The organism is Rhizobium sp. BK650 (assembly GCF_014195325.1).
Taxonomy (GTDB): domain Bacteria; phylum Pseudomonadota; class Alphaproteobacteria; order Rhizobiales; family Rhizobiaceae; genus Rhizobium.
Genome location: NZ_JACIBK010000017.1, coordinates 26,774 through 48,174 on the forward strand (window position 1 = coordinate 26,774; position 21,401 = coordinate 48,174).

Genomic DNA, 21,401 nt, shown 5'->3' on the forward strand with positions numbered 1-21,401 from the left:
CGTTGTTTCCATAGATTTAAGATAATAACATCCGTATGTTAGCATTCTATGAAGCCCCATTCCCTTGCCACTTTGGGAAAACTCCACCGTAACATTCGTTGACATATAATCGATTATTTTTAATAGTCAGCGCCATTGGGAGGTAACGTTGTGATCATAAAAACTGAAAGCGAGTTGACGCCCGCCGTCCTCGCGGCGATGAACAAAACCGAGGATCCGCGTCTGCGAGAAATCGTCGTCGCAATGGTGAAGCATCTCCATGCATTCGTGCGGGAGGTGAAATTGTCCGAAGTGGAGTTCCGCGAAGCTACGGCGATACTAAACGAGATCGGACAACTACAGACGGACAGCCACAACGAGTTTGTTCTCATGGCCGGATCTCTCGGCGTATCCTCGCTGGTTTGCCTTTTAAACAACGGCGACGGCGGCCAGACAGAGACGTCGCAGTCTCTTCTCGGCCCGTTCTGGCGCCTGAACTCCCCCCGCGTCGAAAACGGCGGTACAATCATCCGCTCCGACACGCCAGGCACGCCACTCTATGTCCAGGCCAAGGTGGTAGACCGGGACGGCAGACCGATCGCGGGTGCCGAGGTCGACGTTTGGCATGCCTCTCCTGTTGGGCTCTATGAAAACCAGGATCCCGATCAGGCTGAGATGAACCTCCGGGGCAAGTTCACCACGGATGCCGACGGCCGCTTCTGGTTCAGTACCGTGAAGATGGTCGGATACCCGATCCCGGTCGAGGGCGTGGTCGGCCGACTGCTCAAGGTGCAGGGACGTCACCCGTATCGACCTGCGCACCTTCACGCCCTGATCTTCAAGCAGGGATACAAGACGCTGATTTCCCAGGTCTTCGATCCAAGCGACCCGAATATCGATTCCGACGTTCAGTTTGGAGTGACTGCGGCCCTAACCGGCAACTTCGTCCGCCATGACGAACCGCATCCGTCCGAGCCCGGCGTCGACGGCCCCTGGTTCTCGCTCGACTACACCTACGTCATGGAGCCCGGCGAAGCCGTGCTGCCGCGTCCACCAATCAAATAACCAACGACAGAGCCGAACCCATGATCACAGAACAGGAACGCCGCGAGGCGGCCAACGCCCTTCTGAAGGCAGAAACCGACCGCAAGCTAATCGTTCAGCCGAGCAGGACCTACCCCGGTCTGGAGCTTGAAGACGCCTACAAAATTCAAGCGCTCTGGGCGGAGGCTCGGACAGCTAGGGGTACTCGGGTCGTAGGCCATAAGATCGGCCTTACGTCGCGCGCGATGCAGATGGCATCGAAGATGACCGAACCCGACTATGGTGTCATCCTTGACGACGCCCTTTACAACGACGGAGCGCAGATCAAGGCCGACCTCTTTATCAAGCCCCGCCTCGAAGTCGAGCTCGCCTTTGTGATGGGCGAGGATCTCGAAGGACCCGGTACGCGAATCTACGACGTGATGAGGGCGACCGAATTCGTCGTTCCGGCTCTGGAGATCATCGACTATCGCACCGAGGTCCCGAGGGCGATTACCGACACGATCGCTGACAATGCCGCTTTCGGGGCGATCGTCGTAGGGGGCCGCATCATTCGTCCAATGGACATCGATATCCGATGGGTGGGCGCCACTCTCTCGAAAAACGGCATTATCGAGGAATCCGGTGTTTCTGCTGCGATCATGGGCCATCCGGCAGCCGGGATCGCTTGGTTGGTAAACAAACTCCATGCGGTGGGCGGCAGTCTGAAAAAGGGCCAGATCGTGCTGGCTGGCTCTTTCACCCGCCCCGTCGACATCGCCCGGGGCGACGTGATCCAAGCCGACTACGGCCCCGTCGGCTCAATCGGCGTCTCATTCGTGTGAGGATCTAATGGAACTCCCCGTCAACAGGTTCAAGCGGAAACTCCGGGCCGGTCAAAGTCAGATCGGGTTGTGGTGCGGCCTTCCGGGCAGCTATGCAGCAGAAATCGTCGCGCCGTCCGGTTTCGACTGGCTGCTTTTCGATACCGAGCATTCTCCGAGCGACGTCCTCACCGTGCTTCCACAGTTGCAGGCGGTCGCGCCGTATGACGTCGCCCCCGTGGTACGCCCGGCCTCCAACGATCCTGTATTGATCAAGCGTTTTCTGGATATCGGCGTCCAGACGCTTCTCATTCCATATGTGCAGAATGAACAGGAGGCGAAGGCGGCCGTGGCTGCCACCCGTTACGCGCCGCGAGGTATCCGCGGCGTATCCGCCCTCACCCGCGCCACCCGTTTCGGACGCGTGCCGAACTACGCGCAGACCGCCGAACAAGAAATCTGCCTCTTGCTGCAGATCGAAACACGAGAGGCGCTCGATCACCTTGAAGCCATTGCGGCGGTCGACGGAGTCGACGGGATCTTCATCGGTCCGGCGGACCTCGCAGCCAGCCTCGGTTATCCCGGCCAACCAGGACATCCCGAGGTAGTCTCGGCAATCGAGGATGCGATCGAGCGCTTGAAAGCCGTCGACAAGCCTTCGGGCATCTTGACGGCTGACGAGACGTTTGCGGCTCGCTGCATTGCGCAGGGAACGCTGTTTACGGCAGTTGGCGTCGACATTGCCCTCCTTGCCAGGGGATCGGAAGCACTCGCGTCCGGGCTTTCGCGCTAGGGAGACATGGCATGTTTAATTTGGAGCAAGTCCGCTCGGAGATAGCGCCGACCGGAACTATTAGGGCCGCGTTCAACATGTCAAACGCGGCGTTAGTTCGCTGGGACGAAAGCGCTGGCGCCTTGGTCGGCCCGAGCGCGGAAATTGCGGATAGGATCGCCGATGAACTTGATCGGGGGCTTTCACCGTTACGATACGGATCGGCCGCGGATATTCTCTCGGCCGCGAACGGCGATGAGTGGGACATCGCCTTCATCGCGTCTGACGCATCAAGAACCGATCGCTTCTGCTTCTCCCCTCCCTACATCTGCGTCGAGGCCACCTACCTCGTTCGAGTGGCTTCACCCTACCAGAGGGCGGACGAGGTGGATTGCGAGGGAATCCGCATCGCTTCCGCGCGTAGCGCCGCCTATACCAAGCAGCTTGAACGAACCCTCAAGCAAGCGACGGTGCTCCATGTCGACAGCCCCGCTGCCGCCCTCGACGTTCTCGCCGAACGGAAATGCGACGCGGCGGCTGGACTGACCGAATTCCTCTTCAACGCGTCGGAGCGTATGGAAGGCCTGCGGATGGTAGATGGAGCGTTTTCGCGAATACCCCAGGCGATCGCGGTGCGCAAACTGGCGACTAATGCCTCGCTCTTCTTCGCGGACTTCGTGCGGCGGCTGCGTGGCGTGGATACCGGGGGAGAAAAAGGTAGCGTGGACGCAGGATATCGCTGAAGCCTGCCGTCCGAAGCGGCCATCGCGGTGCATAACGGCAATCTCGTCAATATCCTAGGGGATACGGCAGTTGTGTCGGGCCATCTCCGCTGGCCGTAGACCGGTGTATAATGCTTCCATCGTACAACCATCTAGGACTTTAGTCCGGGGCGCTCAGACGCCGGAACGCGTACTTGTTGCAAAGGCAGGGGACGCGAATCGTGATCGATCAATCCGAACTTGAAACTGACCGCTACTACCAGGCGGTCTCGCTCCACCGTAACCGGGCCGAGATTGGCCGCCTGCCTGCTGTATTCGGAAACGGACGGGAATATTGGACCGGTGAGACGATCGGCTCCGACATCTACACGATGCCGGAGGATTTCCTCTTCCTCTGCGAGGTCAACCAGCCTTCCCACGTGCAAGGCTTACCAGCATTGGCCGTCCAATGAATATGGAACATATCGCCAGATCCGCAACGCTCTGCGGAGCGCTTGCAAATCCCATCCGGCTCAAATTGATCTGGAGTGTGCTCGATGGAGAGGTGAAGGTCGCCGATCTGGCAGCCATTGTCGAGCTCAGCCCGACGGCGACGTCCCATCATCTCGGCGTGTTGCGAAAAGCAGGTCTCGTCAACATGCGGCGTGATGCGCAGAAGATCTACTATCACTGCAGCTCCTTGGAAGCTCGCCAGCTCCTCGCCACGCTGCGTGAAGTCCTGCCAGCAGCAGCGACCAGCGCGCCTCCCATGCGTCCATAAGGAACTGACGTAATGGCAATTCGTTCGATTGTGTCGAGACACAGGGGTGTCGTAACGGCGCTGAGGAACTAGACGGGTCCTCCCCCGTTTATCGGCATAAAACGGCGCGTGCTGCGGTTGCCGGATGTGAAATGCATCGAGACGGAGCAGCAGATCTAAGCGCTTCGGCCGGGCACTCCTGGTCAGAAGCGTCGCCATTATGGCGAGGCGTTGGCCGAATATTATGGCAAGCGAACCCGCATCGCGCTTGCAGAAAACGATGTTGGCTTGCCCCACTGCGCGCAGGCGGCGACGCGATTTCAGGAGACCCGCCGAACGTATCGGTTCGCGGCGCCAGCACCAATCATTCACAGTCGGGAAACGGATGAGCGCCAGGTCGGCGTCAGCAATTCCCTTACCGCTTTGCGAATTCTTGGACGTCCCATGGTCCCAGTCTCCCATCAGATGGAAGACGGCCTTGCCGTCACCAAACATACCGGACGCCTGGCTAAAGGGCGTGTCCATGAATTCCTTTTGGAAGGAGTCGAGCTCGACAAGCCGCTTGAATTCCTGGCCGGCTTTAACGAAAGGCGGAGCGGCAAAGCCGTCTCCGTCTCCGGCGATGGTATCGGCGAAGCCTTTTTGGCCGGCTTCGCGAACGGCCAGATAGCCGTAGTAGTAGTAGTAGTAGTAGTAGTAGTAGTAGTAGAGATGCAGCGGCTTGTCCTTGCCGCGGGCTACGATGGGCGTGACGCCCGCCGATTTGGCTTTCTGCACGGCAGTCAGGAAATCGTCTCCAGGTCTTGATCGCCGAGGGATCAATGCCAGCCTTAGCAGCCACGCCAGGGTCCATATCCGGTTCAGAACACTCATCCGTCAGATACTGAACACGATCATTTTCCTGCTGATCGGGCTTGAGCTCTCGGCCTACGATCCGACCTGAACTTTCCGCCAGCCTCACGCAGGCTATGACACCCTCAAGCGCGCAACGCATGGTCGGGCAGATCCCGAACTGCTGAAGGCTCGAATGCTGCTATCGCCCCAAAGTGAGGAAGGACGGTTAATTGCCAAACGACATGAGCCCCCGAGCATGAAGCGGTGCGAATGTTTCAGTGTGCAGCACCTGATTCCGCGTGTGCCCTTACGATGGCGTCCGCTTCCTTGCCGTATAGCTCCTCGAAGTGATCGAAGGTCTTGGAAAAGTAACCAATCCCCTGCGTCGCCGAGCGCAGCGCCCGCGCCAGATCGTCAAGCGCGCCGCCCGGAACAAGTGCCCGGAAAATGTCCCATCCCTTGGCGGTTTCATCCCGGTCGAAGCCGAGAACCTGACCCTTGAGAGCCGAGACGATCTGGACGAGGCTGCCGGAATAGATCGACGGAATGTGAATTTCGCTCCGGAAGACCGGCTGCATTAAAACAGCCGACCCTTCTGAGAGCGCCTGTCGCACTCCCATCTTCGACGCAGTCCTGAAAGCGTGTTCCGAACTGTCGACGGCGTGGTGCTGACCGTCGAACAGCGTTACGCCGACATCGATGACCTGGAAGCCGAGCGGCCCTTTGTCCATCGCTTCGCGCGCGCCCGCTTCGACGGCAGGGATGTAGTTGCGCGGAACGACGCCACCCTTGATGCTTTCGCTGAAGGTGAAGCCCCGGCCCCGCTCGTTGGGGCGAATGCTCAGCTTCACATCCGCGAATTGCCCGGCACCGCCGGTCTGTTTGCGATGGCGGTAATGAACCTCGGACGGCTTGGCGATTGTCTCGCGGTAGATCGGGCTCGGCGTTCGATCCGTTACGTCGATGTGAAAGACTTCGGACAGGGTCCGGCAGAGATCGCGCAGATGTACCGGGCCCTGGGTGCGCGCAAGCTGAGCGCCAGTGCCTTCTTCCTGCAAAATGACAAGACCGCGATCCGTCTCGGAGAGTTTTGCCAGCGTTTCGGAGAGCTTGTTTTCATCGCGTTCGCTGCTCGGGACTAGGATCCTTTCAAGCATCGGCGTAGGTGGCTCGGTCCATTCGGGCGGGGCCACGGTCCCGTCCGATGTCAACAGCGACGGGACAGGCAAGTGGTCGGACTTGACCGTTGCGAAGACATCCCCCGGCGCAGGCACGATCGCCGAGCTGGCCCGTCCGTTTGCCGGATCCTGGACGGCACCGAGGCTGGACCCGCCGAGTAATGCGCCTTGCCGCAGTCCCCCGCCCAGCGCACGCACCAGCACCGTCTTTCCAATATTTTGACGATAATAGGCATGGAAACCCACGGCGGCCAGCTTGTTTTCATCGACATTGCCCGCACGAGCTAGACGCTGTCGAAGAACCCCTACCGGCGGCGCCTCGTGGCGCAACGCCTTCATCAGCCTCACTATTCCGTTGCCGTGACTTGCGGCACCGATCAGGACTGGAATGATCCTGTTTTCCCTGAGAACCCTCGATGAAATGGCATAGAGGGCGTCGCTGGGCGGCTCGCGATCTTCGACCAGCTCCTCGAGAAGCCAATCATCGAATTCGGACAGGTGTTCGAGGAGCTCGCTGCGCGCTTCGTGCTCGCGCTCGGCGGCGCTTTCGGGGATTGCGATCAGCGCCGAAGTCTGGCCTTCTCGGTAACGCCACGCCCGTTCTGAAATCAGATCGCAACTGCCCACGATCCTGTCACCCTCGCGGATCGGGATCTGGCGAAGCAACAGCGTGTGGTTAGCGTAATCTTGCAGCGCGGCGATCACATCCCTTAACCGCCCCTTCGGTTCATCCACCCGATTGACGAACAGAATGCAAGGCGTCCCTGACGCCTCGATGATGCGCAGATAGGGCGCGGCGAGCACGGCCTCCTCGGGAGCTGGCGAAACGCACAGAACGCAGGCGTCGCAGGCAAGAAGCGCGTTCTGAACGTGCACTAACGCTTCGTTGAGTCCTGGCGCATCCAGCGCACACCACGCCTCGTTTCCAAAGGTGAATTCTGTGAGGTTCAAGCCATAAGGGGATCTCGATTTTCTCGGCGCTCCCTCCAGCGAGCCGAGCTTTTCCACGACTGTTGATTTTCCGGTCTGCGAAGGTCCAAGCACGGTAAAGCAGCGCATCGGCATTCCTCCAACTGCCATAAACACAATTTTCAGCCACCATAGGATGCCCTGAACCGCTGCAAGGCGCCAGAGGCGTCGCGCACGCCGATCAGCTGCAGCCACCCTCATGCGTGGGAGACGAATTTTCCTCTAGCGTTGCCGGACGTCCCGACGACCGCCTCGAAGCCCCGCTTTGCGCTCGAGCAACGAACAGATGCGACGGGACGTCGATCAGAACAGGGCTGATCGATAAAACCCATATGTTTTTAGGGGAAACCATTAATCCTGTTTCAACAAAGTTGGGCTAAGTTTTCTTCCGATTGGGCAGGGCATGATGCGCCTGTGATCGGGCGGCGGCTCGATGGCTCACGGACTGCTTTTCTTCCAGAATTTCGACCACAAGAGCTCCAGAGATGTTTCGGCGAAGCGGGTTAGCGTTACGGCGCCCCAAACGTAGGTGAGCAATTATGGTTTTTTCACTTCGCAATGTTCTGGTTGGAATTTTCCTTCTTCTCAGCGTCGCCCTATGTGTTCTGACGGGATCTTCGACGCTTGATGCGTATCGCGCTGCAGGCACCTATGCCGAGGTTTCGAAGTTCACCATGCTCGACCGCGCGCTCTTCCAAACACTCGCGAACTTTCGAAACGAGCGAGGTGACGGCTCGTCGCTCGCCAAACTTGAACTTGGCGCGCAAGATGCAACGCTTGCATTGTTGAAAACGGACAGAGGCATTGTCGACAAATACATGGGCGACGCAAAATCGGTCTTTGCAAACATCGACGACCAGACGCTCAAAGCGCCGATTGCCGACGTTATGAGCGCCTATGATCGGGTAGTTGCATTCCGCTCAAAGCTCGACAGCGAAGTTGCCAAGAAGCTCGCTGATCGCGACCCGACACTGCAGGCCACGACGCTGGACCTCGGGCAGCAGCTCTTAACGGCGTTGGAGACGGGTTCGACAGCCATTGAAAGCCGGATTCGCACCAGTGATCCCTCGATGACGGCGCTCATTCAGATCCGTGCACTGACATGGTACACCCGCGCAACGGCTGGCGCTGCAAACCTGTTGTTCGTCAACACGCTCGCCTCCGGAGAGGCGATGAAGCCCGAGGACGTCAGCAAGATCCAACAATTCGATTACACTGCAAATTTTACCTGGGGACAGGTCGGCACGCTGGTCAATCATCCGTCGACACCACAGGTCGTCAAAGACGCCTATAAAGTCAGCAGCGCGACCTATTTCAACGGTGACTTCGCTGCGAAACACAGCGCGTTGCTTGCCAGATTCGCGGCCGGTGAGAAGAAGGCCATGCCCCTCGACGACTGGCGTCCGCTTGGGAACGCCGCCCTTCTGACCATCACGAACACCGCAGCGGCAGCCGCAGATGGCATGGTGGCGAATGCATCCGCCAGCCAGCATGATGCATTCGTCAGCTTGATTGCCTACGGGCTCATCTTCCTTGCTGCCGCGGTTCTGAGCATCACGGGCATCTGCGTCATCGTCTTTCGCGTCACCAGGCCCGTCGGGACGCTAACTCATTCCATGACCGCGCTCGCCGAAGGTGACCTTTCGGTCTTGATCGGTGGCGTCGAACGGCGTGATGAGATTGGCGCCATGGCACGTTCTGTGCAGTTTTTCCAGCGGGCAGCCCTGCGCAACAAGGCGCTCGAAGCTGAAGCCGCCGAGGCACGCGCTACATCGGAGAACGAACGCGTCGAAGTCCAGCGCCGCGCCGAGGCAGAGGCTGAACAGAGGCTGGTGCAAGCAACAGGTTCGCTTGCGACAGGGCTCCGTCATTTGGCATCCGGCGACCTGCGTTGCGAGATCGAAACGCCCCTAGCTGCGCAGTTCGAGGCTTTGCGTCACGACTTCAATTCATCGGTCAGCCAGCTGCGTGCTGCGATGTCCCAGGTTGGTCAGGCCGCGTCACTCGTAAATAGCGGCAGTCGCGAGATTTCGCAGGCTTCCGATAATCTTTCCAAACGCACCGAGCAGCAAGCCGCCTCGCTGGAGGAGACAGCAGCCGCGCTCGAAGAGGTGACGGCCAATGTTAAGTCGACCTCCAAGCGAGCTGGCGATGCACGTGACTTGGTACGTGGTGCCCGATCGCGGGCAGAAAACTCCAGCCAGGTCGTCAGCAATGCCGTCAGCGCCATGGGCAAAATTGAGCATTCGTCCAAGCAGATCAGCCAGATCATCAGCGTGATCGACGAGATCGCCTTCCAGACAAACCTGCTTGCGCTTAACGCCGGCGTCGAGGCGGCGCGGGCGGGCGAAGCCGGCAAAGGCTTTGCCGTTGTCGCCCAGGAAGTCCGCGAGCTGGCCCAGCGTTCGGCCAATGCCGCCAAGGAGATCAAGGCCCTGATCGGCAATTCTGAAGTCGCCGTCAGCGAGGGTGTGAAGCTCGTCAATGACACCGGCGAGGGCCTCGCAGCTATTGCCGACCTGGTCCTGCAGATCAATCAGCACATGGATGCGATTGCCACTGCCGCCCAGGAGCAGTCCATGGGCCTGTCGGAGATCAATAGCGCCGTCAATCATATGGACCAGGCGACACAGCAGAATGCCGCCATGGTCGAAGAGATGAATGCGGCTGGCGCTGGTTTGGCCGAAGAAAGCAAGCGTCTCGGCGAACTCCTGAGCGCATTCCACACAGGCGAAGCGGAGCGCGTGGAACGACAGGCGAAGCGTGCGGCCCGGCCTGCCTCAGCCGCAACGACGGGCCGCCTTGCTGCACGCCCCGCTCCCGTCACGCAGGGCAATGCTGCGCTTAAACATCTCCAGCAGGAGTGGTCGGAGTTCTGATAGGTCTGGTCTAGAGATCAGCTACCGCAGTTCTACCGCGGTTTGAGAAGCGAACATGCCCCGGACATCTTGTGCGGGGCATTTTCGTTTGGCCAATTCAGCTTCACGGGGATGGGGGATTTGACCTCACAACAGATCTGCGGATCAACAAACAGATCTTCCGCCCACCTTCAGATGAAGAGGTCGACCGCGTGGCAAGAGAGGCAACGAAGACATTTCTGCGTGCATTCGCCAAGCGCTAGCGGCATCGCGGCGGCAATTGTAACGAAGTATGACGCGCTCGCAGGTAAAATTCTCGCTCCTACCCGCTAGAGCATCGATGGACCAACGGTCGCTTGAGAAATCGACCAAACTGCTAGGGATGCCACCGTTAGACGCTTCCACTATAAAAATCACGGTCAAATCGCCAACACTTCGCCGCCTACAACTTCGGCCGCAGGCCCAAGACCCCTCAAGGGCCTCACACCCTAACCCGGCCGGTCTCGTCGGCCGGTTTTCGCCCACTGGATTATGATCCTTCTTAGCTGTACAGCGAGGAAAGTATTTTGGTTGTCGAGCCCATCCCTTTTAGGTGCAATTTATGACAAGAAAAGTTTATCTGGCCGGTCCCGAGGTCTTCCTTCCCAACGCCCGTGAAATCCTTGACCTGAAAGCAGCACTTGCCCGTGAGGCGGGACTTCTCCCGCTCTCGCCCGGCGACCTGGAAATCCCGCACACGAACTCAAAGCGCGAGCGGGCCGCAGCGATAAACGCGGTGGACGAGCAGATGATGGTCGAGGCTGATGCGATCATCGCCAATCTGACGCCCTTTCGCGGCATTGCGGCCGATACAGGCACGGCCTTCGAACTCGGCTTTATGTGCGCAAGCGGTAAGCCTGTATTCGCCTACACGAATGTGGCCCGCGACCACAGCGGACGAGTGAGCGATCTTTATGGTGGGGCCGTCGCCTATGATACTGAAGGTCGCCTGCGAGACCCGAACGGAATTGCGGTCGAGGATTTCGGCCTAGCCGACAATCTCATGCTGCACGCCGGGATTGAGCGGCGCGGTGGCGTCCTCATCATCGGAGACGCACCGCGGGACGCGCTCTATACGGACCTTGCCGCGTTCAAGACGTGTCTTGCCGTCGCCGTTGAGACGCTGCGATCGGCAGGAGCCGCGCCGTCGCCTCCCCGGCCGCGCCAGTGACCGCGCGATATCGGCAATGTTATCGGTGGAGGCGGTCGGTTTTCCGTGTCCCAGGCAACGCCGAGCCCGATCCTGGAAATCGATGCCACCGCAACGCTTCTACGTCGATCCAGGTTTCTGACGGTGCGAGACACTCCTCGCAGATCCCGCAACCATCATCGTCCACGAACGAGCGAGGACGCCCGCAACAGAGACAGGTACCCGCGCCATGACCCACGCACTCGTCGCGTTCAGGAGGAAGGATTTCAATTTCGCGGCTGGCACTGAGTTTTGTCGTCAGATCGTCGTCCATCTTAAGGCTCCAATCGAGGCTATATTTGAGATAGTGAGCCTCCTGCGCCGGACAAGAAGGGCGGTCCAAGTATGAGCTTGAAATGTCGGCGAGATGTAGACATCGGCTGGCATGCGATGGCCTTTGGCCACCCTGTCCGTCATTCCGCGAGCTCAACCGACGTTGGATTGAAGTGCCGCTCGAAACAACGCAGTGCAGCTGGCCACCTTTCCATGCGTCAAGCAGACGCCTTTTCAAGCCGCTGGATTGGTAAGTTTTCCCTAACCTTAAGGCTATAGCCGTGGCGCGGCGGCAGCTCCCCTGCCATGACGAAGCCCGGTCCGGCCTGGGACGCGAGGGCCCGACTTGAAGTGGACCGATGAGATGCGGCCCGAAACTCGGGGATTAACCTGACGCGGTATCTCAATCTTGCGTCAAATCACCAACCTCACCGAAGGCAGCAAGCAGCCTCGGCGAGCTCATATCACCCGTTTCGCAGTCGACCATCACGGAGTAGGCTCCTACACCGAGGGATCTGGCCGACATTGCCGACGCGATCTTTTCCGCAGATGTCCCATTCGAAGCCTGTCGCATCTCTCCCGGGACCAAGCCAGCCCGGTTGCGCTTGAATGGAACCACGATGAATTTCTCGGCCAACGACATTTTCGATCCCTTATTGCCTTAACTATTCCAACGCGCTGAGTTCTTCGATTTGATCGTCCAGTTCGCGCACACGGTCCAAATAACGTGGTCGAAGCGGATGATCCTCTGCCAGACTTTCCAGTTTTGACAGCGCAAGCCGACGCTCGTCTCTCAGGAGTTTCAACCGACTCATGTGGGCCTCATTTGTTATTGCCCAGCCATAGCCCAAGTCCAGCAGGAACACCATCGTTGTTCTTCGTATGTTCCAGAGCACGCGCAGAAACGAACCGCCGACGGTCAGGTGGAGATTGAAGAAAATAATATGAGCTCTATCGGCTGGAAACCGCAACACATACTACCCCTATTCCCACAATTCCATGCGACGTCAGGACAATGGAGCGTGTCGGCGCTGTCAGCACAGCGACGGAACAAAAGGAGCGGAGACCGGGAACTCTCGGACGCGAGGAAAAAGCGGCCGCAATGGCGTCAGCGTGAGCGCAAGCGGGACCGGCAGCCATCCTCAGTGTTCCGCTTTGGACTTGGGCTCGCCAACTGTCGCTATCATCACAACCAAGGGCCAGCCCCTGCCCTCACCTGCCAGTCCGTGCTTGCGACCTTGCAGTATCGGTGATTTCATACAAAAGGCAGTCGGGTCTTCCGTGTCCCTGCCTAAGGCCTACCTCCGCGGCGACGGGCTTTCGTGCCCTTCTGGAAATCAGCGCGTTTCATCACGCCGTCACCTGAGTAGAATGCGCTACTCTGTCATTCGCCTTGTAGCTGCAGCTGAATGGGACAAGACAGCGCCACGCCGACGGATCTATTGCCATCAATGACTTAAACGCCCGTTGGTCATGACAGCGATCTGTGATCGAGAAGGCGCGGAGCCGAGCGCTCGGCGTCGGCGCAAACGGCAAACGTCTTCCGCGGCGGTTGCCGGAGAAGACGAAAGCCTGCAGCAAGCCGGGAACGGCCGTTTACGTCCGCAAGTAGATGACCAGATTCATGAGCAACGCTTTACTTGCAGATCGCTTCGGCCAGAAAGCCACGCATCGCCTCACCAAAGGGCGGCCGCATCATATATTCTGCTTCCACCATCTTGCTCTGGTGATAGATGGCACGCGAATGCGAGAAGGCGAGGAAACCGAACTTGCCGTGATAGGCGCCCATTCCGGAATGGCCGACGCCGCCGAAGGGAAGGCCCTCCGCCGTGACGTGGCTCATGCAGTCATTGACGGTCACGCCGCCGGAGGTCGTATTGCCAAGAACCCGACGCTCCTCTTTGCCATCCTGGCTGAAGTAGTAAAGGGCGAGCGGGCGCGGCCGGGCGTTGATGCGATCGATGACGTCGGTGACATCGCGATAGGGAAGAACCGGTAGAACCGGCCCGAAGATTTCCTCCTGCAGCGCCCGCATATCGTCGGTGGGGTCGAGGATCAGGGTCGGTGGTATGCGGTGGGCCGGTTGCTGCGAGAAATTTTCTTCGGCCGGATTTATTTCGACGATGCGGGCGCCCTTGGCTCTGGCGTCGTCGACAAGGCCCTGCACGCGGGCATGATGGCGAGCATTGACGATTGAAGTGTAGTCAGGATTGTCCTTCAGCGTCGGGTACATTGCACGGACCGCCGCGACGGCGTGTTCGGCAAAGGCTTCAACGCTTTCCTCGGGCACATAGGCGTGGTCCGGCGCCAGACAGATCTGGCCGGCGTTCAGCGTTTTGACAGTCATGACGCGCCGCGCCGCGTCTGCGAGATCGGCCGAACGACCGATGATGACAGGCGACTTGCCGCCGAGTTCGAGCGTCAGCGGCGTCAGGTTTTCCGCCGCCGCCCGCATGACATGATGGGCAACCGCAGTACCACCGGTGAAGATCAGATGGTCGAAGGCAAGCGAGGTGAAGGCGGTCCCTGTCGCCGGCCCGCCCTGAACAACGGCGATTTCAGTGGCGTCGAAGGCGCCTGCGATGAGCTGCGCCATCAAGGCCGATGAAGTAGGCGTCACCTCCGAGGGTTTGATCATGGCGCGGTTGCCGGCGGCAAGAATGCCGGCAAGCGGCGCAAGGGCGAGCTGGTAGGGGAAATTCCAGGGACTGAGGATTCCGACAACGCCTTTCGGCTGATAGACCACTTTGGCGACCGCATCTGGAAACAGTGCCTCGTGTTCTTCCGGCTTCAGCCATTCGGCCAGATGGGCCTTGGCATATTTGAGCGAGCCGACGCAGGTGAAGACGTCGAGAAGCAGGCTTGCTTCGACACTACGGCTGCCGAAATCCTCCGAAAGAGCCGCGGCAATCGCATCCTTATGATCGACCAGAAGAGCAATGACGCGGTCAATGCGATCGATGCGGGTCTCGATATCAGGCGGTCCTTCGTTCAGGAAGGACGACCTTTGTCTGGCAAGCAGCGCCTTCATGGTATCGGGGCTGGTATCGGTGGCGATTGGGGTGACGGTGTTCATTGGTTCCTCCCTTGAACGGTGTCAGGCGGCCGGCTGGCGTACGATCGGTTTCAGCGCGATGCCTTTTTTCGAGTCCTCCACCGCCCGGTTGATGTCGGCGAAATCGTAGAAGCGGACGAGCCTGTCGAACGGGAAGCGCCCCTGGCGATGGAGGTCGATCAATAGCGGGATCAGCACGTCCGGATTTGAATCTCCCTCGACGATGCCGCGCACCCGGCGCCCGCCGGACAGGATATGGGTAAGGTCGAGCGTCAGCGTCGCGCCGTGCGGCGAGGCGCCGACAATGCCACACGTGCCGCGCGGCGCCAGCACCCGCACGCACTGGTCTATGACGGCGGGCACGCCGGAGGCATCGATAGAATAGTCGACGCCGGCACCGGTCAGCGCCATGATCGCGGCAACCGCGTCGCTCTCCTTGGCGTTGAAGATGTCAGTCGCTCCGAGTTCCGCTGCCAGGGCCAACCGCGTCTCGTTGACATCGACGGCGATGATCCGTGAGGCGCCGACGACCCGCGCGGCCATCACCGCCGCCAGGCCGACAGAGCCCATGCCGAACACTGCGAGTATTTTTCCAGGCTCAACGTGGAGCGCATTCATCACCGCGCCGGCGCCGGTCTGAATGCCGCAGGCGAGTGGGCCAAGCAGCGCGAGATCCACATCTTTCGGCACTTTCACGATATTGCGCTCATGGCAGAGCGCGTGGCTTGCAAAGGAGGATTGTCCAAAAATGTTGCCGTTAATCCGCTCTCCCTCGCATGAGAGCCCGCTAGAACCGTCGGCGCGCGCGCCGAAGAAGTTGCGCGGAAAGAATTCGTGGCAATAGGTCTCCTCGTGATCCTTGCAGCTCGGGCAATGGCCGCAGGAATTGAATGTCATGACCACATGATCGCCCGGCGCCACCTTGGCAACGCCCGGCCCCACATGTTCGACGATGCCGGCCCCCTCGTGACCGAGCACGACCGGCTGCGGCACGGGCAGGCGCTTATCGCGCATGACGATGTCGGTATGGCAAACTCCCGTCGCCACGACCCGAACCAGGATCTCCCCTTCGCGTGGCTCCTCCAGATCGAGCCTTTCCAGTGAAAACGGCATATGGGGCGCCCGCGCCACCGCAGCGTGGATCTTCATGGCTTTCCTTCCTCCGATGATCGGCTTCTCAGCGGCCGCGCTTGTAGGCGCCGAGCCCCGGCTGATAGGTCTTGTCGTCCAGGAACTGCTTCAGACCCTCGTCACGCCCCTTTGTCTTGTCGAGAAACAGCATCTGCTCCAGCTTGGCGTAGATGTAGTCGTCGGCGAGATCCCAGGGCAGGTTGCGCACACGCTTGTAGGTGTCCTTGGCGGCCTTTAGCGTCACGGGGTTCTTTTCGAGCAGGCTCGCGCAGATCTTGCGCACGCGGGCTTCGAGTTCGGCGAGCGGCACGGCCTCGTTGACCAGGCCCATTTCAGCGGCCTTGCGCCCGCCAAACAGTTCACCGGTCATGATGTAGTAGAGGGCATCGCGATGGCGCATCACCTCAGCGACGGCGCGAGTGACGTTGCCGCCAGGCAAAATGCCCCAGTTGATTTCGGAAAGCCCGAAATTCGCCTCTTCGGCGGCGATGGCGAGGTCGCAGGAAACGAGCGGCGTGAAGGCGCCGCCAAAGCACCAGCCATTGACCATGGCGATAGTCGGCTTTTCGAAATACATCAGCCGGCCCCACCAGCCGCCGGATTGGCGCCGCGCCTTCAGTGTGGCATCGCGCGGCTTGTCGTCATTGTCGCGAAAATATTCCTTAAGATCCATGCCGGCCGACCAGGACTCGCCTGCGCCGCGCAGGACGAGCACGCCGCAGCGCTCATCACCCTCGAGCTCATCGAGCACCTCGAGCATCCGGGCATTGAGTGCCGGATTCATCGCATTGCGCTTCTCAGGACGGTTGAGGGTCACGAACGCGATGCCATTGTCGAATTCGACCAGAACCGGCGATTGGTTTTTAGTCATCAGATCACTCCATTGGTTTTGGCATGAAAGCCGGGGCCGCTTAATCAGGCCTGTCGTTGAAGGGTTTCGTCGGAATACAGCTGGCGCAGAACATGTTTCTGCACCTTGCCGGAAGCGGTGCGGGGAATGGTGTCAACGACGAGGATGTGCGCCGGACGCTTGAAGGCGGCGAGCTTTGCGGCGCAATGGTCAGCGATCTCCTCGCCCGCTGTCGCAGTACCCGGCCGCAGCACGACATAGGCGACGCCGCATTCGCCCCACCTGATGTCGGGAATGCCGACGACAGCGGCATCGACAATATCGGGATGGCCTGCAAGGACAGCTTCGACTTCAGCCGGGTACACATTCTCGCCGCCGCTGATATACATATCCTTCAGCCGATCGACGATGCGATAGAAGCCGTTTGCTTCAAGGCGGCCGAGGTCGCCGGTGCGGAACCAACCGTCGGTGAAGGCAGCTGCTGTTTCGGCAGGCTTGTTCCAGTAGCCTGGTGAAACCGCCGGTCCACGCAGCCAGAGTTCACCGATCTCGCCGCGGCCGACATCGCGGCCTGCCTCGCCGACAATGCGGATGTCGAGCAGTGGCGCGGGCAGACCGACACTGCCGGGGTTGTCCTGCACAGCGCGCCGATCGATCGGCACATGCAGCACCGTTCCAGCTTCGCTCATGCCGTAACCATTGACCAGCGCAACCCCATCGTCGAGATAACTTTCGATTAGCGCCTGGGTCAGTGGCGCGCCGCCCACAAAGAGCGCATGCAGGCCAGACAGAGCCGCCGCGCTGTAGGCAGGGTCATTGCGCAAGGCGAGTGCGATCTGCGGCACTGCGAAATAGTGGGTGACGGCACGTTCCCGGTCGGCAAGCGCGGCCAGGGTACGGGCCGGGGTGAAGCGATCGGAGATGACGAGCGTACCACCCAGCATCAATGTGGTGCGGGCCACGGCGATCAGACCGATCGTGTGGAAGAATGGCAGATCGCACAAAGAGACGGTGGCTGGGCCGATCTCCCCGACGAAGGAAAAGTTGACGGCGGCAAAGAAGGCATTGCGGCAGGTGATGACGACGCCTTTCGGCTGTCCTGTCGTGCCCGAGGTGTAGAGAAGGACGCACGCGCGATCGGCATCGCAAGACACGGGCTCTGCCAGGGAGCTTGCCTCGACGCGGGCGGCAAGCCCGACTGGGCCGTCTGACGTCGGGATCACCGCCATTTGCGGATCCACGTCAGCGAGGCTCGACACGACGGCCGAAAACTCTCCGTCATGGACGAGGAGCGCCGGCGCGCTATCGGTAAGGATCGGCCGCAGTTCGGCGGCGCTGAGACGCCAGTTCAGCGGCACACAAACGGCACCCACGCGCTGGCAGGCAAAAGCGAGTACGATCGAATCGATCGAGTTGCGCGCCAGCATGGCGATGCGTGCGCCTTCCGGCCGCGTTCCCAGCATGGATTTCAAGAAACCGCCGCAGCGAGCGACCCTCATATTGAGTTCGGCGTAGCTGAGCTGTCGGCCGGTGGCGATCTCGAACACGGCCTGGCGATCTGGCGCGACGCGGGCGCGGTAGAGGATCGGATCCTCCGCCACCAGTCCGCAATCGACCGACGAAAACCTTCCCGAAAAGGAATGCGCCATTTTTCCTCCCATGTCTGCCGCCCCTCCGCGGCTGACCAAAATTGTATGTAACACATACTAATATTTTTCCGGTAGGATGCAAGAGACTGTGTCCGGCGGCCCCTCCGGCTGCGGGAAATCGTCGCGTAGATATTGACTAACCTGCTGATTTTGATGGTTATGGCACCTGGGCGAGGTGAGAGTGATTGATGGCCGCAAAACCACCGCAGGATGATTTCGACAGCGACGATATCCCGGTGACGCCGTCACTCGACGTCGGCCGGCTTGGCGATCTTCTGGGCTTTCATCTGCGCATGGCGCATGTCGCGATCTATCGCGACTTCGCCGAAACCATGCAGGAACTGGCGCTGACGCAGAAACAGCTCGCGGTGATGGAGCTTCTTGCAGTCAATGCGGGCGCATCGCAAATCGACTTGGCCAATGCGCTTGGCACCGACCGCGCGACGATGATGGCGCTCGTCAACCGGCTGGCAGCTCGCGACTTCATCGAACGCCATCCTTCCGCGGCGGACCGTCGCCGCCAGGAACTGCATCTGACGATGGCGGGACGCACCATGCTTGCCAAAGCGCGCAAGCTGATCGACGCACACGAACGGCGTTTCACCGACCTTTTCTCGCGCGACGAAATGGATGCTCTGCTAGCTGCGCTGAAGCGAATATATAAGCGCGACTGAAACCTGCTTCCGCCCTTTTGCCGGCGTGCCAGTGCAGCGACCAGACCTAAGGCCAATCCGCATAACCGGAGGAGAGCATGCTGTTTTCCGAGCCGGCGGAAGCGCGGGCGATCTCTCTGTAACCCGCAGGGCAAAGGCCGGTCTTGCGCTTGAAGAAATGGCTGAAATAGGTTGGATCGCGAAAGCCGAGGCTGTCGGAGATTTCCTGGATATTTCGGGCCGACCGTTCCAATCTCAGCTTTGCCTCCTGCACCACGCGCTCATGCAGAAGCTGGATCGGTGAGCGGCCAAGCGTCCTTTGACAGATGGAATGCAGCCGATCGGCGGTGACGCCCAATTCCGCTGCATAGTCGCTAATCGAACGGTGCTGGCGAAATCCGGCCTCGACCAGCTGGCGATAACGCTGCAGGATCGACCCGGTTTCGCCCTGTCCGCGCTGTTCGCGTCTCTCGCCATCGGCACCACGCCAAAGCGTCATCAGGATCAGCCGCATATAGGCCGATGCCACCATCCAGGAAGCGCGGGCGGGATCATCTAGTTCACGCACGAAGCCGGAAATCAGCGGACCGATTTCTGCCACCAGAACAGGATCTGACGACGCGACCAGTTTGCGTTGCTCGGTGAAGATACGCAGTGAATAGGATTCCACCTTGTCGCCGACGGCATCGACCATGATTTGTGGCGAAGCGCCCACCAGATGCGCCGCGGCTCCGGCAGCGATCGACAGATCGCAGCGTGCCTGCGGCGGCACGAAGGCAAGCAGCGGCCCACTTAGCGGAAGATCTTCGCCACCATCGAAGTGCAGCTCGGCCCGCCCCTCCCCGAGCAGAATAAAATGGTGAAAGTCGGCGTAGAGCCCCTTTTGGAGACGGATGCGCCGATGCGAAAGCGACGACCCGTGCCACTCGCCCCTGGCATAGTGATGAATGCCACCGTCTGTTGCCAACGCCTACCCTCTCGCTTCCATTGATACTGCATCGTTGCCGGATAATTACAATATTAACCCAATAAATCGCATTCCATCCGCAAATGATAGGCGTAACCTCATCACCATCAGCCTTTGGGAGGAGGCATTCCGACAACTGCAGGAACGGTCAGGCGGCCCCGGCTGCCGCGCCCGCTCGTCTGTCTCTCCCATGGCAACAATACAGGCGCCGTTTCGGGACGAGTGGGTGGAACCGTGTTTTCAGCAAAGCTGATGATCAACAACGAGGAGATGGACGCTTCCGCAGGAGCTACCTTCGAACGCGTCGACCCGCTCAGCGGCGATGTCGCGACGATTGCCTCGGCAGGATCCGTTGCCGATATGACGAGGGCGGCGAACGCGGCGGCGGCTGCCTTCCCCGACTGGTCGCAGGCCAGCCCGGGCGAGAGACGGAGGCTATTGAATGCCGCCGCCGATCTTCTTGAGGCCCGCACGCCCGAGCTTATCGCCGCCATGACCGGCGAAACCGGCGCCACGACCCAATGGGCGGGGATCAATTGCGGGCTCGGCGCCGATATCTTTCGCGAGGCGGCCGCTATGACCACGCAAATCTCAGGCGAGCTCATCCCATCCGGCGTCCGTGGAAGCTTCGCCATGGCAGTACGCCAGCCGGCCGGCGTCTGCGTCGGGATCGCCCCCTGGAACGCGCCGATCATTCTCGGTAGCCGTGCTGTAGCCATGCCGCTTGCCTGCGGCAATACGGTCGTCCTCAAAGCCTCAGAACTTTGCCCGAAGACCCACGGTCTGATCGGTGACATCTTGCGAGATGCCGGTTTTCCGCGCGGAGTCGTTAATGTCGTTTCCAATGCGCCGAGCGATGCCGCGGCTGTCGTCGACGCCTTGATCGCCCATCCCGCCGTCCGCCGCATCAATTTCACCGGCTCCACCCGTGTCGGTAGGATCATCGCCGAATCCGCGGCAAGACACCTTAAGCGCTGCTTGCTCGAGCTCGGCGGCAAAGCGCCATTCATCATCTTGGCCGATGCCGACATAGACGAGGCAGTAAGTGCGGCCGCCTTCGGCGCCTTCATGAACCAGGGCCAGATCTGCATGTCCACCGAGCGGATCATCCTGATGGACGAGATCGCCGACAATTTCGTCGGCAAGTTTCGGACAAAGGCCGAAACTCTCATTGCTGGCCATCCCGGGGACGGCAATACGCCGCTCGGCACATTGATCAACGCCGAGGCGGCGCGGCGCGTGAAGTCGCTCGTCGACGACGCACTGCAGAAGGGGGCGGTTCTCGTCTGCGGCGGCCAGCCCAATGGCACGCTGATGGATGCGACGGTCATCGATCACGTGACGCCTGCCATGCGCATCTACCGTGAAGAGAGCTTCGGACCGGTGGCGGCGATCGTCCGCGTCGGCAGCATCGACGAGGCCGTGACCGTTGCCAACGACAATGAATACGGGCTTTCGGCGGCGGTTTTCAGCGCTGACGTCAATGCGGCGCTTGCCGTCGCGATGCGGCTTGAATCCGGCATCTGCCACATCAACGAGGCAACCGTTTCCGACGAACCGCAAATGCCGTTCGGTGGCGTCAAATCGAGCGGCTATGGCCGCTTCGGCGGCAAGGCCGCGATCGACGAGTTCACCGAGCTCAGATGGATCACCATGGCATCGGAAAAACGGCACTACCCGATCTGAATCCGGATCGG

The 21,401-nt window shown here is 60.1% G+C and carries 19 protein-coding genes and 1 pseudogene; 11 read left to right on the forward strand and 9 right to left on the reverse strand.

The features are described from left to right. Positions 1–150 precede the first annotated feature (150 nt). From FHX15_RS28350 to FHX15_RS28380, 7 genes are all read left to right on the forward strand, one after another. Entirely contained in the window at positions 151–1,044 is an 894-nt protein-coding gene (locus tag FHX15_RS28350; protein ID WP_184401678.1) for a dioxygenase, read from the forward strand. 20 nt (positions 1,045–1,064) lie between these two features. After that, complete coding sequence (gene hpaH / locus FHX15_RS28355) at positions 1,065–1,847, forward strand: 2-oxo-hept-4-ene-1,7-dioate hydratase (protein WP_184401679.1); 783 nt, start codon at positions 1,065–1,067, stop codon at positions 1,845–1,847. 7 nt (positions 1,848–1,854) lie between these two features. Beyond that, positions 1,855–2,619: a 4-hydroxy-2-oxoheptanedioate aldolase gene (hpaI, locus tag FHX15_RS28360; RefSeq protein WP_184401680.1), complete on the forward strand. Its 765-nt coding sequence runs from the start codon at positions 1,855–1,857 to the stop codon at positions 2,617–2,619. Positions 2,620–2,630: 11 nt separating this feature from the next. After that, positions 2,631–3,341 carry a transporter substrate-binding domain-containing protein gene (locus FHX15_RS28365; RefSeq protein ID WP_184401681.1) on the forward strand — a complete coding sequence of 237 codons (711 nt, stop codon included), beginning with the start codon at positions 2,631–2,633 and terminating at the stop codon, positions 3,339–3,341. Between the two features lie 200 nt (positions 3,342–3,541). Beyond that, positions 3,542–3,772: a hypothetical protein gene (locus FHX15_RS28370; protein ID WP_184401682.1), complete on the forward strand. Its 231-nt coding sequence runs from the start codon at positions 3,542–3,544 to the stop codon at positions 3,770–3,772. Positions 3,773–3,774: 2 nt separating this feature from the next. Then, positions 3,775–4,080, forward strand: a complete 306-nt coding sequence (locus FHX15_RS28375) for an ArsR/SmtB family transcription factor (RefSeq protein ID WP_246779124.1) — start codon at positions 3,775–3,777, stop codon at positions 4,078–4,080. A gap of 210 nt (positions 4,081–4,290) precedes the next feature. After that, positions 4,291–4,866, forward strand: coding sequence for a hypothetical protein (locus FHX15_RS28380; protein ID WP_184401684.1), 576 nt, complete (start codon positions 4,291–4,293; stop codon positions 4,864–4,866). Positions 4,867–5,168: 302 nt separating this feature from the next. On the opposite strand, the gene FHX15_RS28385 is transcribed toward FHX15_RS28380, so the two are convergent. Then, positions 5,169–7,130, reverse strand: coding sequence for an elongation factor G (locus FHX15_RS28385; RefSeq protein WP_184401685.1), 1,962 nt, complete (start codon positions 7,128–7,130; stop codon positions 5,169–5,171). A 449-nt stretch (positions 7,131–7,579) separates the two neighbouring features. Here FHX15_RS28385 and FHX15_RS28390 point away from each other — a divergent pair, with 449 nt between their 5' ends. Both FHX15_RS28390 and FHX15_RS28395 read left to right on the forward strand, forming a co-directional pair. After that, complete coding sequence (locus FHX15_RS28390) at positions 7,580–9,919, forward strand: methyl-accepting chemotaxis protein (protein WP_184401686.1); 2,340 nt, start codon at positions 7,580–7,582, stop codon at positions 9,917–9,919. 580 nt (positions 9,920–10,499) lie between these two features. Beyond that, positions 10,500–11,108 carry a nucleoside 2-deoxyribosyltransferase gene (locus tag FHX15_RS28395; protein WP_184401687.1) on the forward strand — a complete coding sequence of 203 codons (609 nt, stop codon included), beginning with the start codon at positions 10,500–10,502 and terminating at the stop codon, positions 11,106–11,108. Here FHX15_RS28395 and FHX15_RS31870 read toward each other — a convergent pair. From FHX15_RS31870 to FHX15_RS28420, 7 genes and pseudogenes are all read right to left on the reverse strand, one after another. Then, a pseudogene (locus FHX15_RS31870) lies at positions 11,088–11,182 on the reverse strand (LysR family transcriptional regulator); the annotation flags it as partial. The gene FHX15_RS28395 and the pseudogene FHX15_RS31870 overlap by 21 nt on opposite strands. Positions 11,183–11,802: 620 nt before the next feature. Next, on the reverse strand, positions 11,803–12,042 hold the full coding sequence (locus FHX15_RS31215) for a hypothetical protein (protein WP_246779120.1): 240 nt from the start codon (positions 12,040–12,042) through the stop codon (positions 11,803–11,805). A gap of 22 nt (positions 12,043–12,064) precedes the next feature. Continuing rightward, positions 12,065–12,373: a hypothetical protein gene (locus tag FHX15_RS28400; RefSeq protein ID WP_184401688.1), complete on the reverse strand. Its 309-nt coding sequence runs from the start codon at positions 12,371–12,373 to the stop codon at positions 12,065–12,067. A gap of 662 nt (positions 12,374–13,035) precedes the next feature. Continuing rightward, positions 13,036–14,475 carry a coniferyl aldehyde dehydrogenase gene (locus tag FHX15_RS28405; RefSeq protein WP_184401689.1) on the reverse strand — a complete coding sequence of 480 codons (1,440 nt, stop codon included), beginning with the start codon at positions 14,473–14,475 and terminating at the stop codon, positions 13,036–13,038. Between the two features lie 21 nt (positions 14,476–14,496). Continuing rightward, positions 14,497–15,603 carry an NAD(P)-dependent alcohol dehydrogenase gene (locus FHX15_RS28410; protein WP_184401690.1) on the reverse strand — a complete coding sequence of 369 codons (1,107 nt, stop codon included), beginning with the start codon at positions 15,601–15,603 and terminating at the stop codon, positions 14,497–14,499. Positions 15,604–15,631: 28 nt separating this feature from the next. Further along, positions 15,632–16,456 (reverse strand): p-hydroxycinnamoyl CoA hydratase/lyase, encoded by an 825-nt coding sequence (locus FHX15_RS28415; RefSeq protein ID WP_184401691.1) that lies wholly within the window; start codon positions 16,454–16,456, stop codon positions 15,632–15,634. Between the two features lie 44 nt (positions 16,457–16,500). Next, positions 16,501–18,084 carry an AMP-binding protein gene (locus tag FHX15_RS28420; protein ID WP_184401692.1) on the reverse strand — a complete coding sequence of 528 codons (1,584 nt, stop codon included), beginning with the start codon at positions 18,082–18,084 and terminating at the stop codon, positions 16,501–16,503. 188 nt (positions 18,085–18,272) lie between these two features. Here FHX15_RS28420 and FHX15_RS28425 point away from each other — a divergent pair, with 188 nt between their 5' ends. Beyond that, positions 18,273–18,758: a MarR family winged helix-turn-helix transcriptional regulator gene (locus FHX15_RS28425; RefSeq protein WP_184401693.1), complete on the forward strand. Its 486-nt coding sequence runs from the start codon at positions 18,273–18,275 to the stop codon at positions 18,756–18,758. Between the two features lie 46 nt (positions 18,759–18,804). Here FHX15_RS28425 and FHX15_RS28430 read toward each other — a convergent pair whose 3' ends face one another. Continuing rightward, positions 18,805–19,704 (reverse strand): AraC family transcriptional regulator, encoded by a 900-nt coding sequence (locus tag FHX15_RS28430; protein WP_184401694.1) that lies wholly within the window; start codon positions 19,702–19,704, stop codon positions 18,805–18,807. Between the two features lie 222 nt (positions 19,705–19,926). Between FHX15_RS28430 and FHX15_RS28435 the strand changes: the two genes are divergently transcribed. Beyond that, on the forward strand, positions 19,927–21,390 hold the full coding sequence (locus FHX15_RS28435) for an aldehyde dehydrogenase (RefSeq protein WP_184401695.1): 1,464 nt from the start codon (positions 19,927–19,929) through the stop codon (positions 21,388–21,390). Positions 21,391–21,401 lie beyond the last annotated feature (11 nt).

Excerpts from the sequence above, each read along its gene's own strand:
- hpaH (WP_184401679.1), top strand. The coding sequence starts at position 1,065 with ATGATCACAGAACAGGAACGCCGCGAGGCGGCCAACGCCCTTCTGAAG.
- hpaI (WP_184401680.1), top strand. The coding sequence starts at position 1,855 with ATGGAACTCCCCGTCAACAGGTTCAAGCGGAAACTCCGGGCCGGTCAA.
- FHX15_RS28365 (WP_184401681.1), top strand. The coding sequence starts at position 2,631 with ATGTTTAATTTGGAGCAAGTCCGCTCGGAGATAGCGCCGACCGGAACT.
- FHX15_RS28375 (WP_246779124.1), top strand. The coding sequence starts at position 3,775 with ATGGAACATATCGCCAGATCCGCAACGCTCTGCGGAGCGCTTGCAAAT.
- FHX15_RS28385 (WP_184401685.1), bottom strand. The coding sequence starts at position 7,130 with ATGCGCTGCTTTACCGTGCTTGGACCTTCGCAGACCGGAAAATCAACA.
- FHX15_RS28390 (WP_184401686.1), top strand. The coding sequence starts at position 7,580 with ATGGTTTTTTCACTTCGCAATGTTCTGGTTGGAATTTTCCTTCTTCTC.
- FHX15_RS28395 (WP_184401687.1), top strand. The coding sequence starts at position 10,500 with ATGACAAGAAAAGTTTATCTGGCCGGTCCCGAGGTCTTCCTTCCCAAC.
- FHX15_RS31215 (WP_246779120.1), bottom strand. The coding sequence starts at position 12,042 with ATGTCGTTGGCCGAGAAATTCATCGTGGTTCCATTCAAGCGCAACCGG.
- FHX15_RS28405 (WP_184401689.1), bottom strand. The coding sequence starts at position 14,475 with ATGAACACCGTCACCCCAATCGCCACCGATACCAGCCCCGATACCATG.
- FHX15_RS28410 (WP_184401690.1), bottom strand. The coding sequence starts at position 15,603 with ATGAAGATCCACGCTGCGGTGGCGCGGGCGCCCCATATGCCGTTTTCA.
- FHX15_RS28415 (WP_184401691.1), bottom strand. The coding sequence starts at position 16,456 with ATGACTAAAAACCAATCGCCGGTTCTGGTCGAATTCGACAATGGCATC.
- FHX15_RS28420 (WP_184401692.1), bottom strand. The coding sequence starts at position 18,084 with ATGGCGCATTCCTTTTCGGGAAGGTTTTCGTCGGTCGATTGCGGACTG.
- FHX15_RS28425 (WP_184401693.1), top strand. The coding sequence starts at position 18,273 with ATGGCCGCAAAACCACCGCAGGATGATTTCGACAGCGACGATATCCCG.